General features: G+C 68.3%; 19 protein-coding genes and 2 tRNA genes. 8 read left to right on the top strand and 13 right to left on the bottom strand.

What is annotated here, in order from left to right; all coding sequences use genetic code 11:
* Positions 1–133 precede the first annotated feature (133 nt).
* The 5 genes from PPZ50_RS05720 to PPZ50_RS05700 form a co-directional block, all read right to left on the bottom strand.
* Positions 134–1,021: a DUF4167 domain-containing protein gene (locus PPZ50_RS05720; protein ID WP_198158484.1), complete on the bottom strand. Its 888-nt coding sequence runs from the start codon at positions 1,019–1,021 to the stop codon at positions 134–136.
* Between the two features lie 244 nt (positions 1,022–1,265).
* On the bottom strand, positions 1,266–2,084 hold the full coding sequence (gene prmC, locus PPZ50_RS05715) for a peptide chain release factor N(5)-glutamine methyltransferase (protein WP_066688241.1): 819 nt from the start codon (positions 2,082–2,084) through the stop codon (positions 1,266–1,268).
* A gap of 225 nt (positions 2,085–2,309) precedes the next feature.
* A complete protein-coding gene (prfA, locus tag PPZ50_RS05710) occupies positions 2,310–3,380 on the bottom strand; it encodes a peptide chain release factor 1 (RefSeq protein WP_066688239.1) in 1,071 nt (356 codons plus the stop codon).
* Positions 3,377–4,723, bottom strand: coding sequence for a histidine--tRNA ligase (gene hisS, locus PPZ50_RS05705; RefSeq protein ID WP_066688238.1), 1,347 nt, complete (start codon positions 4,721–4,723; stop codon positions 3,377–3,379). The genes prfA and hisS overlap by 4 nt, the downstream gene beginning before the upstream one ends.
* A gap of 76 nt (positions 4,724–4,799) precedes the next feature.
* Positions 4,800–6,140, bottom strand: a complete 1,341-nt coding sequence (locus PPZ50_RS05700; protein ID WP_066688236.1) for a cation:proton antiporter — start codon at positions 6,138–6,140, stop codon at positions 4,800–4,802.
* Between the two features lie 132 nt (positions 6,141–6,272).
* On the opposite strand from PPZ50_RS05700, the gene PPZ50_RS05695 reads away from it, so the two are divergent.
* Positions 6,273–6,346 (top strand) — tRNA-Gly (locus PPZ50_RS05695).
* A 6-nt stretch (positions 6,347–6,352) separates the two neighbouring features.
* Here PPZ50_RS05695 and PPZ50_RS05690 read toward each other — a convergent pair.
* Both PPZ50_RS05690 and PPZ50_RS05685 read right to left on the bottom strand, forming a co-directional pair.
* On the bottom strand, positions 6,353–6,661 hold the full coding sequence (locus tag PPZ50_RS05690) for a YnfA family protein (RefSeq protein WP_066688234.1): 309 nt from the start codon (positions 6,659–6,661) through the stop codon (positions 6,353–6,355).
* Between the two features lie 55 nt (positions 6,662–6,716).
* Positions 6,717–6,803: transfer RNA gene (locus PPZ50_RS05685), tRNA-Tyr, on the bottom strand.
* Positions 6,804–6,986: 183 nt separating this feature from the next.
* Here PPZ50_RS05685 and rlmB point away from each other — a divergent pair.
* On the top strand, positions 6,987–7,736 hold the full coding sequence (rlmB, locus tag PPZ50_RS05680; RefSeq protein ID WP_066688232.1) for a 23S rRNA (guanosine(2251)-2'-O)-methyltransferase RlmB: 750 nt from the start codon (positions 6,987–6,989) through the stop codon (positions 7,734–7,736).
* A gap of 375 nt (positions 7,737–8,111) precedes the next feature.
* Here the strand turns inward: rlmB and PPZ50_RS05675 are convergent, their stop codons facing one another.
* Entirely contained in the window at positions 8,112–8,429 is a 318-nt protein-coding gene (locus PPZ50_RS05675) for a 2Fe-2S iron-sulfur cluster-binding protein (RefSeq protein WP_066688334.1), read from the bottom strand.
* A 60-nt stretch (positions 8,430–8,489) separates the two neighbouring features.
* Here PPZ50_RS05675 and PPZ50_RS05670 point away from each other — a divergent pair, with 60 nt between their 5' ends.
* Positions 8,490–9,134 carry a DNA-3-methyladenine glycosylase family protein gene (locus PPZ50_RS05670; RefSeq protein WP_066688231.1) on the top strand — a complete coding sequence of 215 codons (645 nt, stop codon included), beginning with the start codon at positions 8,490–8,492 and terminating at the stop codon, positions 9,132–9,134.
* 453 nt (positions 9,135–9,587) lie between these two features.
* Entirely contained in the window at positions 9,588–9,947 is a 360-nt protein-coding gene (locus tag PPZ50_RS05665; protein WP_066688230.1) for a hypothetical protein, read from the top strand.
* Between the two features lie 75 nt (positions 9,948–10,022).
* Here PPZ50_RS05665 and PPZ50_RS05660 read toward each other — a convergent pair whose 3' ends face one another.
* The 3 genes from PPZ50_RS05660 to PPZ50_RS05650 form a co-directional block, all read right to left on the bottom strand.
* Positions 10,023–10,367: a hypothetical protein gene (locus tag PPZ50_RS05660; RefSeq protein ID WP_066688226.1), complete on the bottom strand. Its 345-nt coding sequence runs from the start codon at positions 10,365–10,367 to the stop codon at positions 10,023–10,025.
* On the bottom strand, positions 10,364–12,028 hold the full coding sequence (gene recN / locus PPZ50_RS05655; protein WP_066688332.1) for a DNA repair protein RecN: 1,665 nt from the start codon (positions 12,026–12,028) through the stop codon (positions 10,364–10,366). The genes PPZ50_RS05660 and recN overlap by 4 nt, the downstream gene beginning before the upstream one ends.
* Before the next feature lie 304 nt (positions 12,029–12,332).
* On the bottom strand, positions 12,333–13,298 hold the full coding sequence (locus PPZ50_RS05650) for an outer membrane protein assembly factor BamD (protein ID WP_066688224.1): 966 nt from the start codon (positions 13,296–13,298) through the stop codon (positions 12,333–12,335).
* Between the two features lie 94 nt (positions 13,299–13,392).
* Between PPZ50_RS05650 and PPZ50_RS05645 the strand changes: the two genes are divergently transcribed.
* Both PPZ50_RS05645 and PPZ50_RS05640 read left to right on the top strand, forming a co-directional pair.
* Positions 13,393–14,217: a class I mannose-6-phosphate isomerase gene (locus PPZ50_RS05645; RefSeq protein ID WP_066688222.1), complete on the top strand. Its 825-nt coding sequence runs from the start codon at positions 13,393–13,395 to the stop codon at positions 14,215–14,217.
* A gap of 92 nt (positions 14,218–14,309) precedes the next feature.
* Positions 14,310–14,873 (top strand): glycine zipper 2TM domain-containing protein, encoded by a 564-nt coding sequence (locus tag PPZ50_RS05640; RefSeq protein WP_157092672.1) that lies wholly within the window; start codon positions 14,310–14,312, stop codon positions 14,871–14,873.
* 4 nt (positions 14,874–14,877) lie between these two features.
* On the opposite strand, the gene rarD is transcribed toward PPZ50_RS05640, so the two are convergent.
* On the bottom strand, positions 14,878–15,780 hold the full coding sequence (gene rarD, locus PPZ50_RS05635) for an EamA family transporter RarD (protein WP_066688221.1): 903 nt from the start codon (positions 15,778–15,780) through the stop codon (positions 14,878–14,880).
* 5 nt (positions 15,781–15,785) lie between these two features.
* Complete coding sequence (locus tag PPZ50_RS05630) at positions 15,786–16,007, bottom strand: hypothetical protein (RefSeq protein WP_066688220.1); 222 nt, start codon at positions 16,005–16,007, stop codon at positions 15,786–15,788.
* A gap of 124 nt (positions 16,008–16,131) precedes the next feature.
* Here PPZ50_RS05630 and PPZ50_RS05625 point away from each other — a divergent pair, with 124 nt between their 5' ends.
* Together PPZ50_RS05625 and PPZ50_RS05620 are read left to right on the top strand one after the other, a co-directional pair.
* Positions 16,132–16,848, top strand: coding sequence for a hypothetical protein (locus PPZ50_RS05625; protein WP_084401268.1), 717 nt, complete (start codon positions 16,132–16,134; stop codon positions 16,846–16,848).
* A gap of 49 nt (positions 16,849–16,897) precedes the next feature.
* Positions 16,898–17,341, top strand: coding sequence for a hypothetical protein (locus tag PPZ50_RS05620; protein ID WP_066688216.1), 444 nt, complete (start codon positions 16,898–16,900; stop codon positions 17,339–17,341).
* Positions 17,342–17,379: the final 38 nt, after the last annotated feature.

Raw genomic sequence — 17,379 nt, 5'->3', positions numbered from 1 at the left:
TCTGCAACCGTTGATAAGAAGCGGGACCCCGGATCAAGTCCGGGGTGACGGGACTGTCTGTTACCCCCAACGAAAAGGGCCGGTATCGCCCGCAAGCGATACCGGCCCCTTCAGTCCGACCTGCGTCGCCCGATCAGGCGGCGGGCGGTACGGCCTCTTCCTCTTCGGCACGGACGCGGCGACGGCGGCGCGGGCGTTCGGCCGCATCGTCGTTCGCCGACAGTGCCGGCGGCAGGCGGTCCGCCTCGATCGACGGAGCCGCTTCGGCGGCCGGTTCGGCAGCGGCAGCATCGACGCGGGTGCGGGTCGTGCGGCGGCGGACCGGCTTGGCCTCGGCCACCACTTCGGGGGCTGCTTCGGCCACGTCGTTCTGCTGCGTGCCGACTTCGCCCTCTACGCCGCGCAGTTCCGCACCGTCATTGGCGGGCGCGGTGGTCCGGCCGCCGTCACGACGCAGGCGCTCGCGCTGCGGACGGTCTTCCCGTTGCGGGCGGTCTTCGCGCGGGCCGCGATCGTCGCGCGACTGGCGTTCCTCGCGTGGCTGGCGTTCTTCGCGCGGGCCACGGTCGTCGCGATACTCACGCTGGGCGCGCGGCTGACGATCGTCGCGATTGCCGCGATCTTCGCGCTGGCCGCGATCGTCGCGATTCCCACGGTCGTCGCGCTGGCCGCGATCCTGGCCGCCGGTCTCGGCGCCATTGTCGCCGTCGCCGTCGAAATCATCCTCGTCGTTGCCGTCGAACTCGTCGCGGCTGCGGCGCTGTTCCTCGACCCGCGACCGCCCGGCTTCGAGCACGCGGAAATAATGATCGGCGAACTGAAGGTAATATTCGGTGTTCACCCGGTCGCCGGCGCGTTGCGCATCGGCGGCGAGGTTCTTGTACTTTTCCAGCAATTGCGCGGCGTTACCACGCGCACGGTTGTCGATGCGGTTGCCGTTGTCCCGCGGACCACCGCCGCCGCTTCCCGGCTGACGCTGGCCACCGCGACCGCGACGGCGGCCGGCCTGACGATTGTTCATCAAGGGTTGGTTGTCCTGTCCTTACCTGTCCGTCGATCTCGCGATCCCGGGTGCGAGCCACTTCGCGAAACGATGCACGGGCACCGTCCGCCTGCCATGACCACCGGACGACAGTGGTTGATGACGATGGAAGGAGCCACGCCCCGCGATCGACGCCGTGGTCGATGGTGCCTGCCCCGCTGCCGGTCTTAGCGGCTGCTGCGGGGTTCTCCAAGCGGAAAGATGGGGTCCGCGTATGACGGGATCAACCCGTAATTACGCAGCGCGGCCGATCGCCCAGATCGCGCACCAGCCGCGCGGGCAACCCGGCGGCGCGCACCAGCGCCATGACCGCGTCGCCCTGTTCGTACCCGATCTCGATCGCGGCGATGCCATCGGGTGCCAGCAGCCGGCGCAGTTCGGGGACGATCCGGCGGTAATCGTCGAGCCCGTCGCGCCCGGCGAAGAGCGCCGCCGCCGGTTCATGGCCAACGACCTCGCGCGGCAGTGGTTCGTCGGTGCCGATATAGGGCGGGTTGGCGAGGATCAAGTCGAAGCGGCCGTCGATGCCGGCGGTCCAGTCGCCCTGTCGCCACGCCACCCGCTGCGCCATTCCCAGCGCAGCGCCATTGCGCAGCGCATAGTCGAGCGCGACTTCCGAGGCGTCGACACCCAGTCCGGTCGCTTGGGGCCATTCGTCGAGTGCGGCGAGCAACAAGGTGCCGGGGCCCGTGCCCAAGTCGAGGATGCGCTGCGGGGCGCGGCCGGCGAAATGGTCGACCGCCGCCTCGATCAGCGTCTCGCTGTCGGCGCGGGGGACCAGCACGCCGGGGCCGACCAGCAGGTCGATCGTCCAGAAGGCGCGGCTGCCGGTGATATAGGCGACCGGTTCTTGGGTCAGGCGGCGTTCGACCAGCGCTGCGAAGGTGGCCGGAACCGGATCGTCGAGGCGGGCGAGCAGCATCGCCTCGCGCGTACAGCCTAGCGCATGGGCGGCGAGGAGTTCGGCATCGAGGCGGGGGGAGTCGGAGACGTCGGCGATGCGGGCCGTTGCCTGCGTCAGTGCGTGACGAAGCGTGGTCATGGGCGGACGCTAAAGAAAAGGTCGTTTTCACGCGAAGGCGCGGAGACGCGGAGGATCAGCGTTCGCCGATACCGATCGCGCAGCGATCCCGCGCTTCGCATACTGTCCGCAAGAGATGAAGTGCCTGACGGCACAGGACCTTGCCCGCAACGCAACTTCTCCGCGTCTCCGCGCCTTCGCGTGAAAACGACCTTCCTTTCTTCTTGTTTTACGCTCGTGCGCGCATCAGCCATCCAGCGTCGCCAGCCGCTCCGCTTCGTCCTGCGCGATCAGCGCGCCGATCAGTTCATCCATCTCGCCCTCAAGGATTTCGGGAAGGCGGTGGAGGGTGAGGTTGATGCGGTGGTCGGTCACCCGCCCCTGCGGGAAATTATAGGTGCGGATGCGCTCCGAGCGGTCGCCGGAGCCGACCATCGACCGGCGGGTGCCGGCACGCTCGTCGGCCAGCCGCTGGCGCTCGGCCTCGTACAGGCGGGTGCGCAGGACCTTCAGCGCCTTCGCCTTGTTCTTGTGCTGCGACTTCTCGTCCTGCTGGATGACGACCAGCCCGGTCGGCAAGTGGGTGATGCGTACCGCCGAATCGGTGGTGTTGACCGACTGGCCGCCCGGTCCCGACGAGCGGTACACGTCGATCCGCAGGTCCTTGTCGTCGATCTGCACGTCGACATCCTCGGCCTCGGGCAGGACGGCGACGGTGGCGGCGCTGGTGTGGATGCGACCGCCGCTTTCGGTCGCCGGCACGCGCTGTACGCGGTGGACGCCGCTTTCGAACTTCATCCGCGCGAACACGCCCGCGCCGGTGACGCTGGCGACGACTTCCTTATAACCGCCCGCATCCGACACCGAGGCGGAGATCAGCTCGACCCGCCAGCCGCGATTGTCGGCATAGCGCTGATACATGCGGAACAGGTCGCCCGCGAACAGGGCGGCTTCGTCGCCACCGGTGCCGGCGCGGATTTCCAGCATCGCGGCGCGTTCGTCGGCCGCATCGCGCGGCAACAGAGCAAGTGCCAGCGCGCGTTCCGCCGCCTCCAGCTGGGCGCGGTTGGCGTGGAGTTCCTCCACCGCCATCGCACGCAGGTCGTCATCGGCGTCCTGCGTCATGAAGGTCAGGCTCTCGCTCTCGGCGCGCAGCCGCCGGACCTCGCCCGCCGCCGCCGCGACGGGTTCGAGCTCGGCATATTCCTTCGACACCGCGACGAAGCGGTCGCCCGGCAGGTCGCCGGTCGCCATCTGCGCCGCCAGTTCGTCGCGCCGCGCCTCGATCTGGGCGATGCGTTCGGGGGCGATGGTCATTCGTCGTCCGATACCTGCCAGAGGCCCTGACGCCACTCGCCGATCATTTCCTCCAGCACCGAATCACCCTCGACGTCACTATCGGCGATCCCGTCCGAATAGAGCGTAGCGGCGTGGAGGAACGCGTCGCGGTCTTCGCTGGCGAGGTCGACCTGCTTGCCGCTGGCGAGCAGCTTCGCCGTCACCGCCCCGTCGGCACCGACCAGCGCGACCATCGACGCGCCCTGCGCATCGGCCTTCGCCATGCGCCGCTTGAGGTTGCCGCGATAGGCCATGTCCGCGACGGCACCGGCGGCGCGCAGATCCTGCAACAACGTCATCGCGGCGGCATCCGCCCCGCCCTCGCGCGGGATGACGCAGACGGCGGCGCGCGGCGCTTCGGGCTCCTCCAGCAGCATCGCCAGCCGCTCGATCCCCGCCGCCCAGCCGACGCCCGGCGTCGCCGGCCCGCCAAGGCTTTCGATCAGACCGTCATAGCGTCCACCGGCGAGCACCGTGCCCTGCGCGCCCAGTCGGTCGGTGACGAATTCGAACGCGGTGTGGCGGTAATAGTCGAGGCCGCGCACCAGCCGGTCATTGCGGGTCCATGCGACCCCCGCCGCGTCCAGCCCGGACGTGACCGCCGCAAAGAAATCGGCGGCTTCGGCGGTCAGGAACGAATCGATCCCAGGCGCCGAATCGGCGATCGGCCGGTCGCGCGGGTCCTTCGAATCGAGGATGCGCATCGGATTCTTGTCGAGCCGCTTGAGACTGTCTTCGGACAGCTCGCCGCGATGGCTGTCGAAATGCTCGACCAAGGCGGCGCGCCATGCGTCGCGCGTCGCGGCATCGCCCAGCGTGTTGAGCTGCAGCGTCACGCCATCGGCGATGCCCAGTTCCTTGAGCAGTTGGTCGGCCATCGCCAGCAGTTCGACATCGGCCATCGGCTCGGCCGCGCCGATCACCTCGGCGTCGATCTGGTGGAACTGGCGATAGCGGCCCTTTTGCGGGCGTTCGTAGCGGAAGACCGGGCCGTGCGTCGCGAGCTTCAAGGGCGCATATTGCTGCCAGCCCTCGGTCAGATATGCGCGGGCGATACCGGCGGTGAATTCGGGGCGCAGCGTCAGCGAATCGCCGCCGCGATCCTCGAACGAATACATTTCCTTCGACACGACGTCGGTCGTCTCGCCCAGCGATCGGGCGAAGACGGCGGTCGATTCGAACACCGGCACTTCGACGCGGCTGAAGCAGTAGAGACGGCGCACGCGCTCGAACGTCTCGGCGACATGGGTGAAGCGCCGTTCGAAGTCGCCGAAAATATCCTGGGTGCCGCGGACCGGGCGCGGGGTCGTGATCTTTGCCATTGTGCGCGCGATTTATGGCGTCCTGAAGGGGAACGCCAGCGCAGAACGCATGGCCGCACCAAAGTGTAGGCCAAGCTCAGGCCGGAACGCCGCCCAGTTCGCCGCTGGCCCGCGCCCGCTTGCCATAGACCGCCTCGAACAACGGGGTCGCCATGACGGTCGTGACGATCGCCATGAGCACCAGCATCGCGAACAGCGTCGGGCCGATGATCCCCTTTTGCAGGCCGATATTGATGATGATGAGCTCCATCAGCCCGCGCGAGTTCATCAGCGCGCCGATGCCGAGCGCGGTGCGGTTGTCCTCGCCGGCGATCCGTGCGGCGGCCCAGCAGGCACCGAACTTGGCGAGGATCGACACCGTCAATATGCCCAGCGCGATCAGCAGGAGGGGCAGCGAGCTCACCGTATCCATCCGCGTGTTCAGCCCCGAATAGGTGAAGAACATCGGCAGCAGCAGGACGACCGCCAGCGGCTCGACCTTTCGCTTCAGCTCCTCGACGAACAGCCCGCGGGGCATGAACACGCCGAGGATGAAGCCGCCGAAGATCGCATGGATGCCGATCGCGTCCATGAAGAAGGCGGACAGGCAGAACAGCATCAGCGTGATCGACAGCACGGTCATGCTCATCTCGCCCTTCGCCTCGACCGCGCGGCCAAGCGGGGCGAGCAACTGCTTGCCGAACAGGATCAGGAAGGCGGCGTAGAGCACCGCGCCACCGATCGCGACGATGGCGACGCCCGCGCCTGCACCGAAGGTCGCGAGCACGATCGCCAGCACGCACCACGACACCGCATCGTCGAACGCGCCGGCAGTCAGCGACAGCGTGCCGAGTGCCGTGTCGGCAAGGCCGCGTTCGTGAATGATCCGCGCGAGCATCGGAAAGGCGGTCAGCGCGATGCAGGCGCCCATGAACAGGGTCGCGCTGCCGGTCGAGATGCCTTCGGCGAACAGGCCCGGCACGGTGAGCAGCATCGGCGTGACCAGCACCGCCAGCAGGAACGGCATGGCGATGCCCGCCGCCGACACCATCGCCGCGCTCTTCGCCTTGGTCTGGAAATGGTCGAGCCGCAGCGTCAGGCCGACGAGGAACATGTAGAGGCCGACTCCCAGCTGCGCGCCCGCATAGAGCAGCCCACGCGTTTCCTTGGGGAAGATCGCCGCCTGGAGATCGGGGAAGAACAGGCCGAGCAGCGAGGGACCGAGGACCACGCCCGCGATCATCTCCCCCACCACCTGCGGCTGGTTCAGGAAGCGCTTGCCCGCCCAGCCGACCACGCGGCAGGCGAGCAGGATCACCGCCAATTGCAGGAAGAAGTGGATCGAGTAATCGGACGGCGCATAGCTCTTGGCCGCCTGTACCGCTGGCCCATGCGGGTTCAGCACATCGCCGAGCGCGGCCACCATTTCGTTCACCATCGCGCCCTCCCCCGGCACCTTATGGCCGGAGCAATAGGGTCATCCGCTGCAAAAGCAAGGCGTTGCAAGGGGGCGGTTGACCTGCCCCGCATTGCTGTGGCAGGGGCATCGCCCTGACACGCAAGCGCGTGGGCGGGTATAGCACAATGGTAGTGCAGCAGCCTTCCAAGCTGAATACACGGGTTCGATTCCCGTTACCCGCTCCAACCCCCTTATCGCGGTCCGAACAGGATCACGGCGCAGCCGGCGATGCACAAGGTGGCGCCGATCAGGTCGAACCGGTCGGGCACCAGCCCTTCGACCGCCCAGCCCCACAGCACCGCGCCCAGCACATAGACGCCGCCATAGGCCGCATAGGCGCGCCCCGCTCCGCCCGTGTCGCTCTGCGCCAACAGCCAGGCGAAGGCGATCAGTGCGGCGATGCCGGGGATCAGCCACCAGGGCGAGCGGTCGAGCCGCCACCATGCCCAGAAGGCGAAGCAGCCCGCGATCTCGCACAGGGCGGCAAGGACGAAGATCATGGGGGTCGGGATGACTGCCTCCCGCTGGGGCACCGCCGCGCCAGTGCGCGGGCGGTGGTGGACAGGGCTGGATTCGAACCAGCGTACGGGAAACCCGGGCAGATTTACAGTCTGCTGCCTTTAACCACTCGGCCACCTGTCCAGCCGCCACTCAAACGGGCCATGCCGCTCGAGCGAGGGCGCCCATTGCCGCTCCCGCGCGGCGCTGTCAACGCCTGCCTGCAACTTTGTTGCCGATTTGCGCCCATGCGCCCGTCGCGGCTATGACGCGGCGATCAGCTGTGCCGACCCCGGCCGCACTCCCTTGAACACACGAAAGACCGTCATGGCCCGCAAAGGACACCGCCCCAGCAAGGCATCGCCGCAACGCCCCCGCTTCTGGGGCCGGCACGCCGCCTTCGCCGCGCTCGACAATCCCGAGCGGGTGATCCGCAAGATCTGGTGCACGCGCGAAATGGGGTCGCAGCTGGTCCTGCCCGAAGGCGTGCCGGTGGTATTCGCCGAGGCCGCCGACCTCGCCCGCCTCGTCCCCTCCGACGCGCCGCACCAGGGGATCGTGGTCGAGGCCGATCCGTTGGAGGATATCTGGCTGGCCGACCTGATCGAACAGGGGCGCGACGACGACCGGCCGATCCTGCTGCTCGACCAGGTGACCGACCCGCATAATGTCGGCGCGATCCTGCGGTCGGCGGCGGCGTTCGACTGTCTGGGCGTGGTGACGCAGGACCGGCATGCGCCGCCCGAATCGGGTACGGTCGCGCGCTCGGCTTCCGGCGCGCTGGAGAGCGTGCCGTGGGTCCGGGTGGTCAATCTGTCGCGGGCGTTGGTCGAGCTGGGCGATGCCGGGTACTGGCGCGTCGGGCTGACCGGCCATACCGAGACGACGCTGGCACAGGCGCTGGGGCCGAAGCGGGTCGCTTTGGTGGTGGGGGCCGAGGGCGAGGGCATGCGGCAGAATACCGCGGCGCATTGCGACATCCTTGCCAAGCTGCCGATTTCGGACCGGATCGAGAGCTTGAACGTGTCGAATGCGGCGGCGATCGCGCTGTATGCGGTGGCGACGCACGAGGGATGAAGACGGAGCAGCAATAGCTGGTTCGCATCATCCCCGTGCCGGCCGGCGGGCTTTAGCCCGACCGACGGCATGGGCTTTGCCCATGGCGGGGTTTGGGGGTGCGGGGTTCTCTGTTCTCAGTTCTCGACTGACGCTTCTCGACAGGCTCGAAGCTGCTCGAACTGAACGGGGTGGGTGTGGGCGGGTCCCCTGCCCTACCAAGCCTTCCCTCCCTCCCCGTTCGGTTCGAGTAGGGATCGAGCTTGTCGAGAGCCCGTATCGAGAACGCCTCTCCGCATACGGGGCGCGGCATGGGCAAAGCCCATGCCGTCGGTCGGGGCGTTGCCCCGCCGGCCGTGCCGGCATTGATGCGAACCAGCTATCGCTGCTTCGTCTTCAATCCTCGGCCCCAATGGTGACCCTCATCCCTTCCAGCGCCTCACTCACTGGCAACTGGCACGACAGCCGCGAGGTCGCATCCCGATCCTCGACCGCATCGAGCAGGTCGTCCTCGTCTTCGCTCACCGGCGGCAGGCGGTCGAGATAGGCGGCGTCGACATGGACGTGGCAGGTCGCGCACGAACAGCAGCCGCCGCACAAAGCGAGGATGTCGTCGAAGCCGTTGATCTTGAGCACTTCCATGACGGACAGCCCGACCTCCGCGTCCACGGTTCGTTCTTTCCCGGCACGGTCGACGACGGTAATCGTTGGCATCGAATCTTCTCCTGTCCGCCGCCCCATGCCGGGGCGACCGGCGCTTTTCAAGGACCGGCCATGGGACTTTCCGCCGAACAGCTGCGCACCTCGCTGGATGCGCTGGCCGAGCGCGAGCCGGCGTTCGCGGCGGCGCTGGCCTATGCCGGCTATCCCGAACCGCGCATCCGCGAGCGGGGCTATGTGACGCTGCTGAGGACCATCGTCGGGCAGCAGGTCAGCTACAAGGCGGCGGATGCGGTGTGGAAGAAGCTGGAGGCGTTGCTGGGCGATGCCAGCGATCCCGCGCGAATCGCGACCAAGACCGACGAGGAACTGCGCGCCGCCGGGCTGTCGCGGCAGAAGAGCGGCTATGCCCGCAGTCTTGCCGACGAGGTGCTGAGCGGGCGACTCGACCTTGCCAACCTGCCCGACGATGACGAGGAAGCGATCGCGCAGCTGGTGCGGGTGAAGGGGATCGGGCGGTGGTCGGCCGAAATCTACCTGCTCTTCGCCGAGGGGCGGCTGGACGTCTGGCCGGCGGGCGACCTGGCGGTGCAGGTCGAGATCGGGCGCATCCTGGGCCTGCCCGAGCGGCCGAGCGAGAAGCAGATCCGCGAGCTGGCGGAGGGGTGGCGCCCGCACCGCAGCGCGGCGACGGTGTTCGCGTGGCACCATTATATGTTCGATCCGGAGACGAAGGCGGCGAAGAACAGCGCGATCTGACGCGCCGGGTGAGGCGCGTCCGGCCGGCGGCGCGAGAAGCGCCGTCCGACGAGCGTCGAGGTGCGGACTGCCCCGCAGTCCGCAGATCGTGCCGGGGGCACGATCGACCTCGACGCTGGCTTTGCCGGTGTCGCACCATTGAAAACAAACGGTTTTCCCAAATAAGTTCACTAAGTTCACACTAACCACGGTTTCGCGCAAAATTTGCAATTGCCGCGCAATAGCGGTCCACTTGTCAAAGAGCGGAGCGATATTGACAGGCCGACTCCCTGTAGGAAAGCGGGGGATTGGCGGGTGCGGACCGGCTGCGCCGATGACCTTCTGGATAGAAATTGGCCTCCGAAGACCGGGCCTCGTGCGGTTCGCGTCTCATGCTATCATGAGGAGATCCTGACCTGCGCCGGGACACCGTCCGGTTCGCTTGCGGTAGACCCGTTTCCATGGAGGAACGCCATGCGCCGAATGCTGCTTTCCGCGATACTGATCACCGCACCGCTGGCCGCTGCCGAACCGGTCAACCCACTGGAAGGCAGGTGGCAGGTTGACCTGAGCAACGATCCCACCAAACCCTATGTAAAGACGATGGAGCTGCACCTGGCGGCGGACGGGTCGGTCACCGGCCGTTTCTATGACAGCGACATCGAGGGCGGCCGGTGGAAGACCGATCGCGGGCGGACCTGCGTCAGTTTCCGGACCAGCGACGGCGTCGGGCCGTATCACAGCAGCGGCTGCCTGCGTGGCGGGATGGTCGAGGGGCAGACATGGGCCGAGCATCGCCGGTTCCTGTTCAACTGGAACGCGCGGCGGGAGTAGGTTCGCGGTTTCTCGCGTTACTGTCGCACCGGACTTGATCCGGGGTCCAGGTAGAAGAAGAAGCGGGACCCCGGATCAAGTCCGGGGTGACGTTGGGAGGGATGGCTGCCGCACCGCCCACCAGGCGGCATAGGGGGTGTTCTCGACCTTGTGCCGGTTATAGTCCGGCGCGCCGTCGGCCCACCAGACCGGGCCGCGTTCGCCAAGCGCGATCTTCGCCGCATCGACCGCCTTGCGGGCCGTCGCCACCGCTGCGTCGTCGCCGGCGCGCTTGGCCACGCCCACCGCGCGGCGGGCGTCCATCAGGGCGTGGACGAGGCGTTCGCGCTCGGTGTTGGACAGGTCGGGACGGGTGGCGCGCCACAGCACGCCGTCGACCACGATATAGCGGCCATCGGGCGTGCGTGGCGGCTGCGTCATGCCGGCTCGATCAGCCGCCGGGCCTGGGCGCGCGCCTCGTCGGTGATTTCGGCGCCCGAGAGCATCCGCGCGATTTCCTCGCGGCGTTCGTCGCTCGACAGCGGCCGGACGCCGGTGCGGGTGACGATGCCGTCGTGGCGCTTGGCGATCAGCAGGTGGCGGTCGCCGCGTGCCGCGACCTGCGGGCTGTGGGTGACGACCAGCAATTGCGTGGCGCGCGACAGGCGGTGGAGGCGGTCGCCGATCGCCGAGGCGACCGCGCCGCCGACGCCGCGATCGATCTCGTCGAAGATCATCGTCGCCGCCCCGCCCTCTTCGGCGAGCGCGACCTTCAGCGCCAAGATGAAGCGCGACAGTTCGCCGCCCGACGCGATCTTGGCGAGCGGCGCGAAGGGTGCGCCGGGGTTGGTCGAAATCTCGAACTCCACCCGGTCGCGGCCAGAGGACGACCATTGTCCGTCGTCCAGTTCGGCGACGACGGTGCGGAAGCGGGCGGCGTCGAGTTTCAGGGGGGCGAGTTCGCCGGCCACCGCCGCATCGAGGCGCGCCGCCGCGTCGAGGCGGGCGGCGTGGATGCGGTCGGCTTCCTTCTGATAGGCGGCGCGCGCCTTGGTGACCGCGGCCTCCAGCTTGCCGAGACCGGCTTCGCCCGATTCGAGCAGGGCGAGGCGGCCGACGAGCTCCTCGGCGAGGGTCGCGAGGTCGTCGGGCTGGACGCGGTGCTTACGCGCCATCGCCCGCAGCGCGAACAGGCGGGATTCGTCGTCCTCCAGCGCGCCGGCGTCGAAGGCGAGCGCATCGCTCGCTTCGCGCAGCGCGACCTCGGCCGCCTCCGCCTCGACCAGCGCGCGGTCGACGGCGGCGAGCGATTCGGTGAGCGCGGGATGCGCCTCGGCAATGCGTTCGAGGGCGCGGGCGGCCTGGCGCAGCGCGGACAGCGCGCCGTTGGGGCCGTCGAGCCGTTCCTCGACCTGGGTCAGGTCGCCCGCGACCTTTTCGGCGCGCTGCATCGAGCGGCGGCGTTCGGCGAGGGTTTCCTCCTCGCCCGGTTCGGGGCGGAGCGCGGTCAGTTCGGCGACGGCATGTTCGAGCCATTCGCGGTCGCGCTGTGCCACCTCGATCTCGGCCAGCGCCGCGCCCAGCGCCGCTTCGGCATCGCGCCAGTCGCGATAGGCGCGCGTGAGGGTTGCGGTGTCGATCCGGCCGAAGCCGTCGAGCAGCGCGCGGTGGCCGCGCGGGTTGAGCAGGCCGCGATCGTCGTGCTGGCCGTGGATTTCGACGAGATGCGGGGCGAGGTCGCGCAGGAGGCCGGCCGAGGCGGGCTGGTCGTTGACGAAGCCGCGGCTGCCGCCATCGGCCTTTACGATGCGGCGGATGATGAGCGGTTCGCCGGGTTCGAGGTCGAGGCCGTTATCGTCGAACAGCCGGGCGACCGGGCCATCGGGAACGGGCGCAGCGAAGATCGCGGTGACCGCCGCCTGTTTCGCGCCATGGCGGACGAGCGCGGTGTCGCCCCGGGCGCCCAGTGCCAGGCCGAGCGCGTCGAGCAGGATCGATTTTCCCGCGCCGGTCTCCCCGGTCAACACGCCCAGGCCAGCGGCGAAATCGAGGTCGAGCGCCTCGATCAGCACCACGTCACGGATGGAAAGCGCCGTCAGCATCGCGCCCTCCATAGCCGCGGAACAGCGCAAGAACAAATGGCTATGTGCGGCATGCGGGGCGAACGGTTGGGGGCGGGGTTCGATCCGTGGTCCTTCTTCGTCTCTCCGGACTTGATCCGGGGTCCTGCTTTTTGCTGGTCGGCGAAGAAGAAGAAGCGGGACCCCGGGTCAAGCCCGGGGTGACGATCGTGGTAGCTGTTCGTCATTCCCGCGAAGGCGGGAATCCATTGCCGCTGGCGTTTCGGCCGGAGTCGCGACGATAGCGTTTATGGACTCCCGCCTGCGCGGGAGTGACGGAGTCGAGTCAGTTCCCCGACGGGGTGCCCGCACCCGTATTCGTGCCGCCGGTCGTCGGGCCGGTCGGCGACGGGGTTACTGCCGGCGGAGTCTGCGGGGCGGGCGTGGGGTCGTCGCCCGGTTCGACCGTCACCGTGCCGGTCGGCGGCGGGGGCGGCGGGGCGTATTTGACCGGGATCGGCTTGGGCGGCGGGGGCGTCTTGTCGTTGATCAGGTCATAGGCGCGCTGATACCAGTCGGTGCCCGGATAGTTGGCGCCGAGCACGGCGGCCGACTTCTTCGCCTCTGCCGGCACGCCCAGCGCCAGATAGGTTTCGGTCAGGCGCATCAGCGCCTCGGGTGCGTGGGTGGTCGTCTGATACTGATCGACGACCGAGCGGAAGCGCATCGACGCCGCCAGCCATTGCCCGCGCTGCTGATAGAAGCGGCCGATCTCCATTTCCTTGCCGGCCAAGTGATCGCGCACCAGATCGAGCTTCAGCCGGGCATCGGCGGCATAGGGCGTATTGGGATAGCGGCGCGAGAGTTCGCCCAGCGCGTCCATCGCCTGCATCGTGATCTTCTGGTCGCGGGTCACGTCGCTGATCTGCTCGTAATAGCTCAGCGCAATCAGATAATAGGCATAAGGCGCGTCGCGGTTGCCGGGATGGACCGACAGGAAACGCTGCGCACCGGCGATCGCCTTCGTATAGTCGGCGTCCAGATAATAGCTGAACGCGCCCATCAGCTGCGCCCGGCGGGCCCAGACCGAATAGGGGTGCTGGCGCTCGACCTCGTCGAACAATGCCGCCGCGACCTTGTACTGATGGCGGTCGAGCCGGTCCTTCGCGGCGGTGTAGAGCGTGCCCACGTCGCGCGCGACATAGGGCAGGTCGCGGCCCGCGCCGCCGCCGCCACGGGCGCAGGCGGACAGGCCGAGACCGGCGATGGCGACGAGGATGAGCGCAGACGCGCGGGTCGATACGGTACGCATATTGGCGATGCTTCTACTGCCACAGGGGTAGCGCGAACAGTCCCTTTCGCGCATGAGCACGCGGACCCGTTCAACGACGATCCGGAGCGATCCCATGCCCGTCACCAAGCTCGAAATGCACCGCGTCGAAAAGCCGTGGGGCCGCCATTCCCTCGGCTTCGGTTTCGCCGATCAGCCGGCCGATGCCGATCCGGTCGGCGAGATCTGGTACAAGACGCCGGGCGACGACACCCCCGACCTGCTGGTGAAATATCTCTTCACCTCGGAAAAACTGTCGGTGCAGGTCCATCCCGACGACCGCCAGGCGCAGGCCCGCGGCCTGCCGCGCGGCAAGGACGAGTGCTGGACGCTGCTGGCGGCCGAGCCCGATTCGACCATTGCGCTCGGCACCCTCGAACCGATGACCGCCGAGCAGCTGCGCGATGCGGCGCTCGACGGGTCGATCGAGCAGAAGCTGGACTGGAAGCCGGTGAAGGCCGGCGATTTCTTCTATGCCAAGTCGGGCACGGTCCATGCGATCGGCGCCGGCATCACGCTGATCGAGATCCAGCAGAATTCGGAAACGACGTACCGGTTGTACGATTATGGCCGCCCGCGCGAGCTGCATCTGGAGGATGGCGTCGCGGTGTCGGACGCGCGGCCGTTCGTGGCGCCGGAAGCGCCGGGCCAGATCGCGGAGAACCGCGCGATCCTGGTCAACGGGCCGAAGTTCGTGCTGGAACGCTGGACCGGTGGCGACCGCAGCGTCAAAGTTCCGGCAGGCGTAAAGGGCTGGTTCGTTCCCGTTACCGGCAATGGAACGGCCGACGGTACGAAATGGACCGCCGGCGACTGCCTGACCTTCGAAGGTGAAGTGCAGTTGCAGGCGAGCGAGGACTCGGACCTGTTGTTCGCCTATCCTGGTCAGCAATACGCCTGACGTGAAAATGAACGGGAAGTAGTTTTCCGTTCACGCAACCGCGATCGAGGTCGCGTCGTTCTACCGCCCATCCTCTGGACAGGAGTAGAATGATGCGTACTCCGATCCTCGCCGCGATGGTTGCGGCCGTGACCCTGCCGACGATCGCCGCCGCCCCCGCGATGGCGCAGACCCCGCGCCAGGAATATCGCGACGAAGTGCGCGACGCCCGCCGCGACTATCGCCGCGACCTGCGCAATGCCGACAGCCCCCGCGACGTGCGCCGTGCCGAGCGCGAATACCGCCGCGACGTGAACGATGCCCGGCGCGACCTGCGTCGCGACCAGCGCGACTGGCGCGCCTATCGCAACTATAACTACAACCGGTTCGAACCGGGCCAGAACCGCTATTGGGCCGACCGTTACTATCGCGACGGCCGCTATTACCAGCCGCGCCGGCTGACCCGGAACGACCGCATCTATCGCGGGCAGGACAATCGCTATTATTGCCGCCGCAGCGACGGCACCACTGGACTCATCATCGGTGGCCTGGGTGGCGGCGTGCTGGGCAATGTCATTGCCGGCGGCCAGTCGAGCCTGCTGGGCACGTTGATCGGCGGCGGTGCGGGTGCGCTGCTCGGCCGCTCGGTCGATCGCGGGCAGGTGGTCTGCCGCTAAGCCTTCAGGCCCGGGTCGGGGTGGCATCGCGCCGCCCCGGCCTGCGCCCGCCGACGACATAGACGGCAAGGCCGGCCCAGATCAGCGCGAAACAGCCCATGCGCACCGGCGTCAGCGTTTCGCCGAACACGAAGATGGCGATCAGGAACTGCAGCGAGGGCGCAAGGAACTGCAGCATTCCCATCGTCGCCAGCCGCAACCGGCGCGCGGCGGCGGAAAAGAGCAGCAGCGGCGCGGTGGTGACTGCTCCGGCAACGACCAACAATGCGGCCATGCCCGCGCCCTGATCGAATGCCAGCGGCTGGGTGGTGCTGAGCAACAGCAGATAACCGAGCGCGACGGGTGCCAACAGCGTGGTCTCCACCATTAGCCCTTCGAGCGCGCCGACCGATACCGTCTTGCGGATCAGGCCATAGAGCGCGAAGCTGATCGCGAGGCTGAGGCTGATGCCGAGCGCGATCCACGACGATCCGAAGGCGAACAGCGCCACCCCTGCCCCGGCCAACGCCACCGCCGCGCCTTGCGTCCGGTTCATGCGTTCGCCGAGCAGAACGACGCCCAGCAGCACGTTGAGCAGCGGGTTCAGGAAATAGGCGAGGCTGGCGGCGAGCACTTCGCCGTGGAGCACCGCCCAGACATAGACCAGCCAGTTGATCGCGATGAATGCCGCACTGGCGACGAGGTTGGCGAGCGCGCGGCGATCGGCAAAGGCCGCGCGCAACTGGGCGCCGCGCCCGACCGCGACGACGATGACCGCGACGAGCAGCGCCGACCACAGCACGCGCTGCGCCACGATCTCCCCCGCGTCTATCGGCCCCAGCAGCCGGAAATAGAGCGGCAACAGCCCCCACAGCGCATAGGCGCCGACGCCGAACGCCAGCCCGCGCCGGTCCACCCCCTCGTCCATCGAGATTAGATCAGGCCGCCGGTCAGGAACAGGCGGAGACCCGCCACGATCAGGATCACGAGGTTGAGGTTGCGGCCGGTATTCTTCGACGACAGCAGCCCGACCACGAACCCGACCAGCGCGATCGGAAAGGCGATCCAGTTCATCAGCGAGACGACGGGGATGAGCGCGGGGATGGCGATCACCAGCGCGACGAGACCGATCAGGATCGAGACGATGTTCAACATGGGACAGCACATGGCCCCGCATGACGCCCACGGCAATGGCGGCGGGGTGATTTTCGGTTACGATGGAATCTTAACCGCGCGGGCGTAGCGTCCGGCGGCCCTGACCCCGCGGAGTGCGTCGCCGATGATTCGTCCTGTTTCCATGCTGTTGCCGCTGGCGCTGCTGAGTGCGTGCAACAGGGGCGGCGATGCGCCCGCGAACAATGTCGACACGCTCGACGCCGAACTGCTGCGCGGCAATGCCGGCGATCCGGCGGTGACCGCGGCGTTGCAGGACCAGATCATGGTCGACCCCAGCCTGACCGGGCAATCGGGCAATGGCGCGGTGCGTCCGGCCGACAAGCCGTACAGCGCCGCCGCCCCGGCCGCCGATGTCGCGTCGGGCAGCGGGGCGCAGGCCGAATCGCTGCAATCCGCGCCGAAGCCCGGCGCCTGTCCGTCGTGCAAGGGCGGGCGCGAGGCGCTGACGCTGGGGGAACTGGCCGCGGTGCAGAAGGCCGGCAACCGGCAATGCGCGGCGAAGGTCGCCTATAGCGCCGCCTGGGCCAACCGCCTGCCAGCCGCCTTTGCCCTCCACCCCGATGCGCGGCTGTCCGAAGCGGCCGGCACCGATGCCGATGGCTGCCGGATGCGGGTGGTCAGCTTCACCATCGCCCAGCCGGTCGATCGCATGGTCGACTGGTATTACACCCGCGCCAGGAAGGGCGGCTATTCGGCGGAGCATCAGGCCGAGGGCGGCCAGCACGTGCTGGGCGGTACGCGCGGCAATGCCGCCTATGCCGTGTTCCTGTCACCCGAGGGGCGGGGTACGTCGGTCGACCTGATCGTCGACGGCGGCTGATCTTTACGGCCGGTGGTCGGCTCCCCATGTCGTTGCGGAGGGGAAACATATGCCGATCGTCGCTGCTACCTTCGTCGCCTGTATCGTCGTGCTGCGGTTGTGGCCGGAGCTGCCGGTGGCGCGGGTGCTGGCCGGACTGCTGGTGCTGCCGGTGGCGCGGCGGTTCGCGTCGCTGACGCCGGGGCATTGGCTGCTGTTCGCGATGCTGTCGGCGGCGGCGGGGACCATCGTCTGGATGGGCGGCGACATGATTATCGTATCGGCGATGGGGTCGCCCGAGCTGGCCGGGGTGCTGATGGCGGTCGATGTCGCCGCCTATCTCGATGCGATGCTGGCGGCGTTGGCGGTGGCAGGCGCCGTGCGGGGGGCGTCGCTCAAGCTGTGGGTGGCGCGGGTGCTGCCCCGGTCGCGGGGGCGGCGGACGCGGCGGGTGCGGGTGGCGCGGAAGGCGGCGAATGATGATGAGCCGGCGGGGTGGGGGGCGGCGGCTTAAAGTTAGCTGCCCACCTCGTACCCCCGCGCAGGCGGGGG

The sequence above is a fragment of the Sphingomonas hankookensis genome, assembly GCF_028551275.1.
Lineage (GTDB): Bacteria > Pseudomonadota > Alphaproteobacteria > Sphingomonadales > Sphingomonadaceae > Sphingomonas > Sphingomonas hankookensis_A.
Note: the sequence above shows the minus strand (reverse complement) of the source record. Positions and strands in the feature narration are given on the sequence as shown.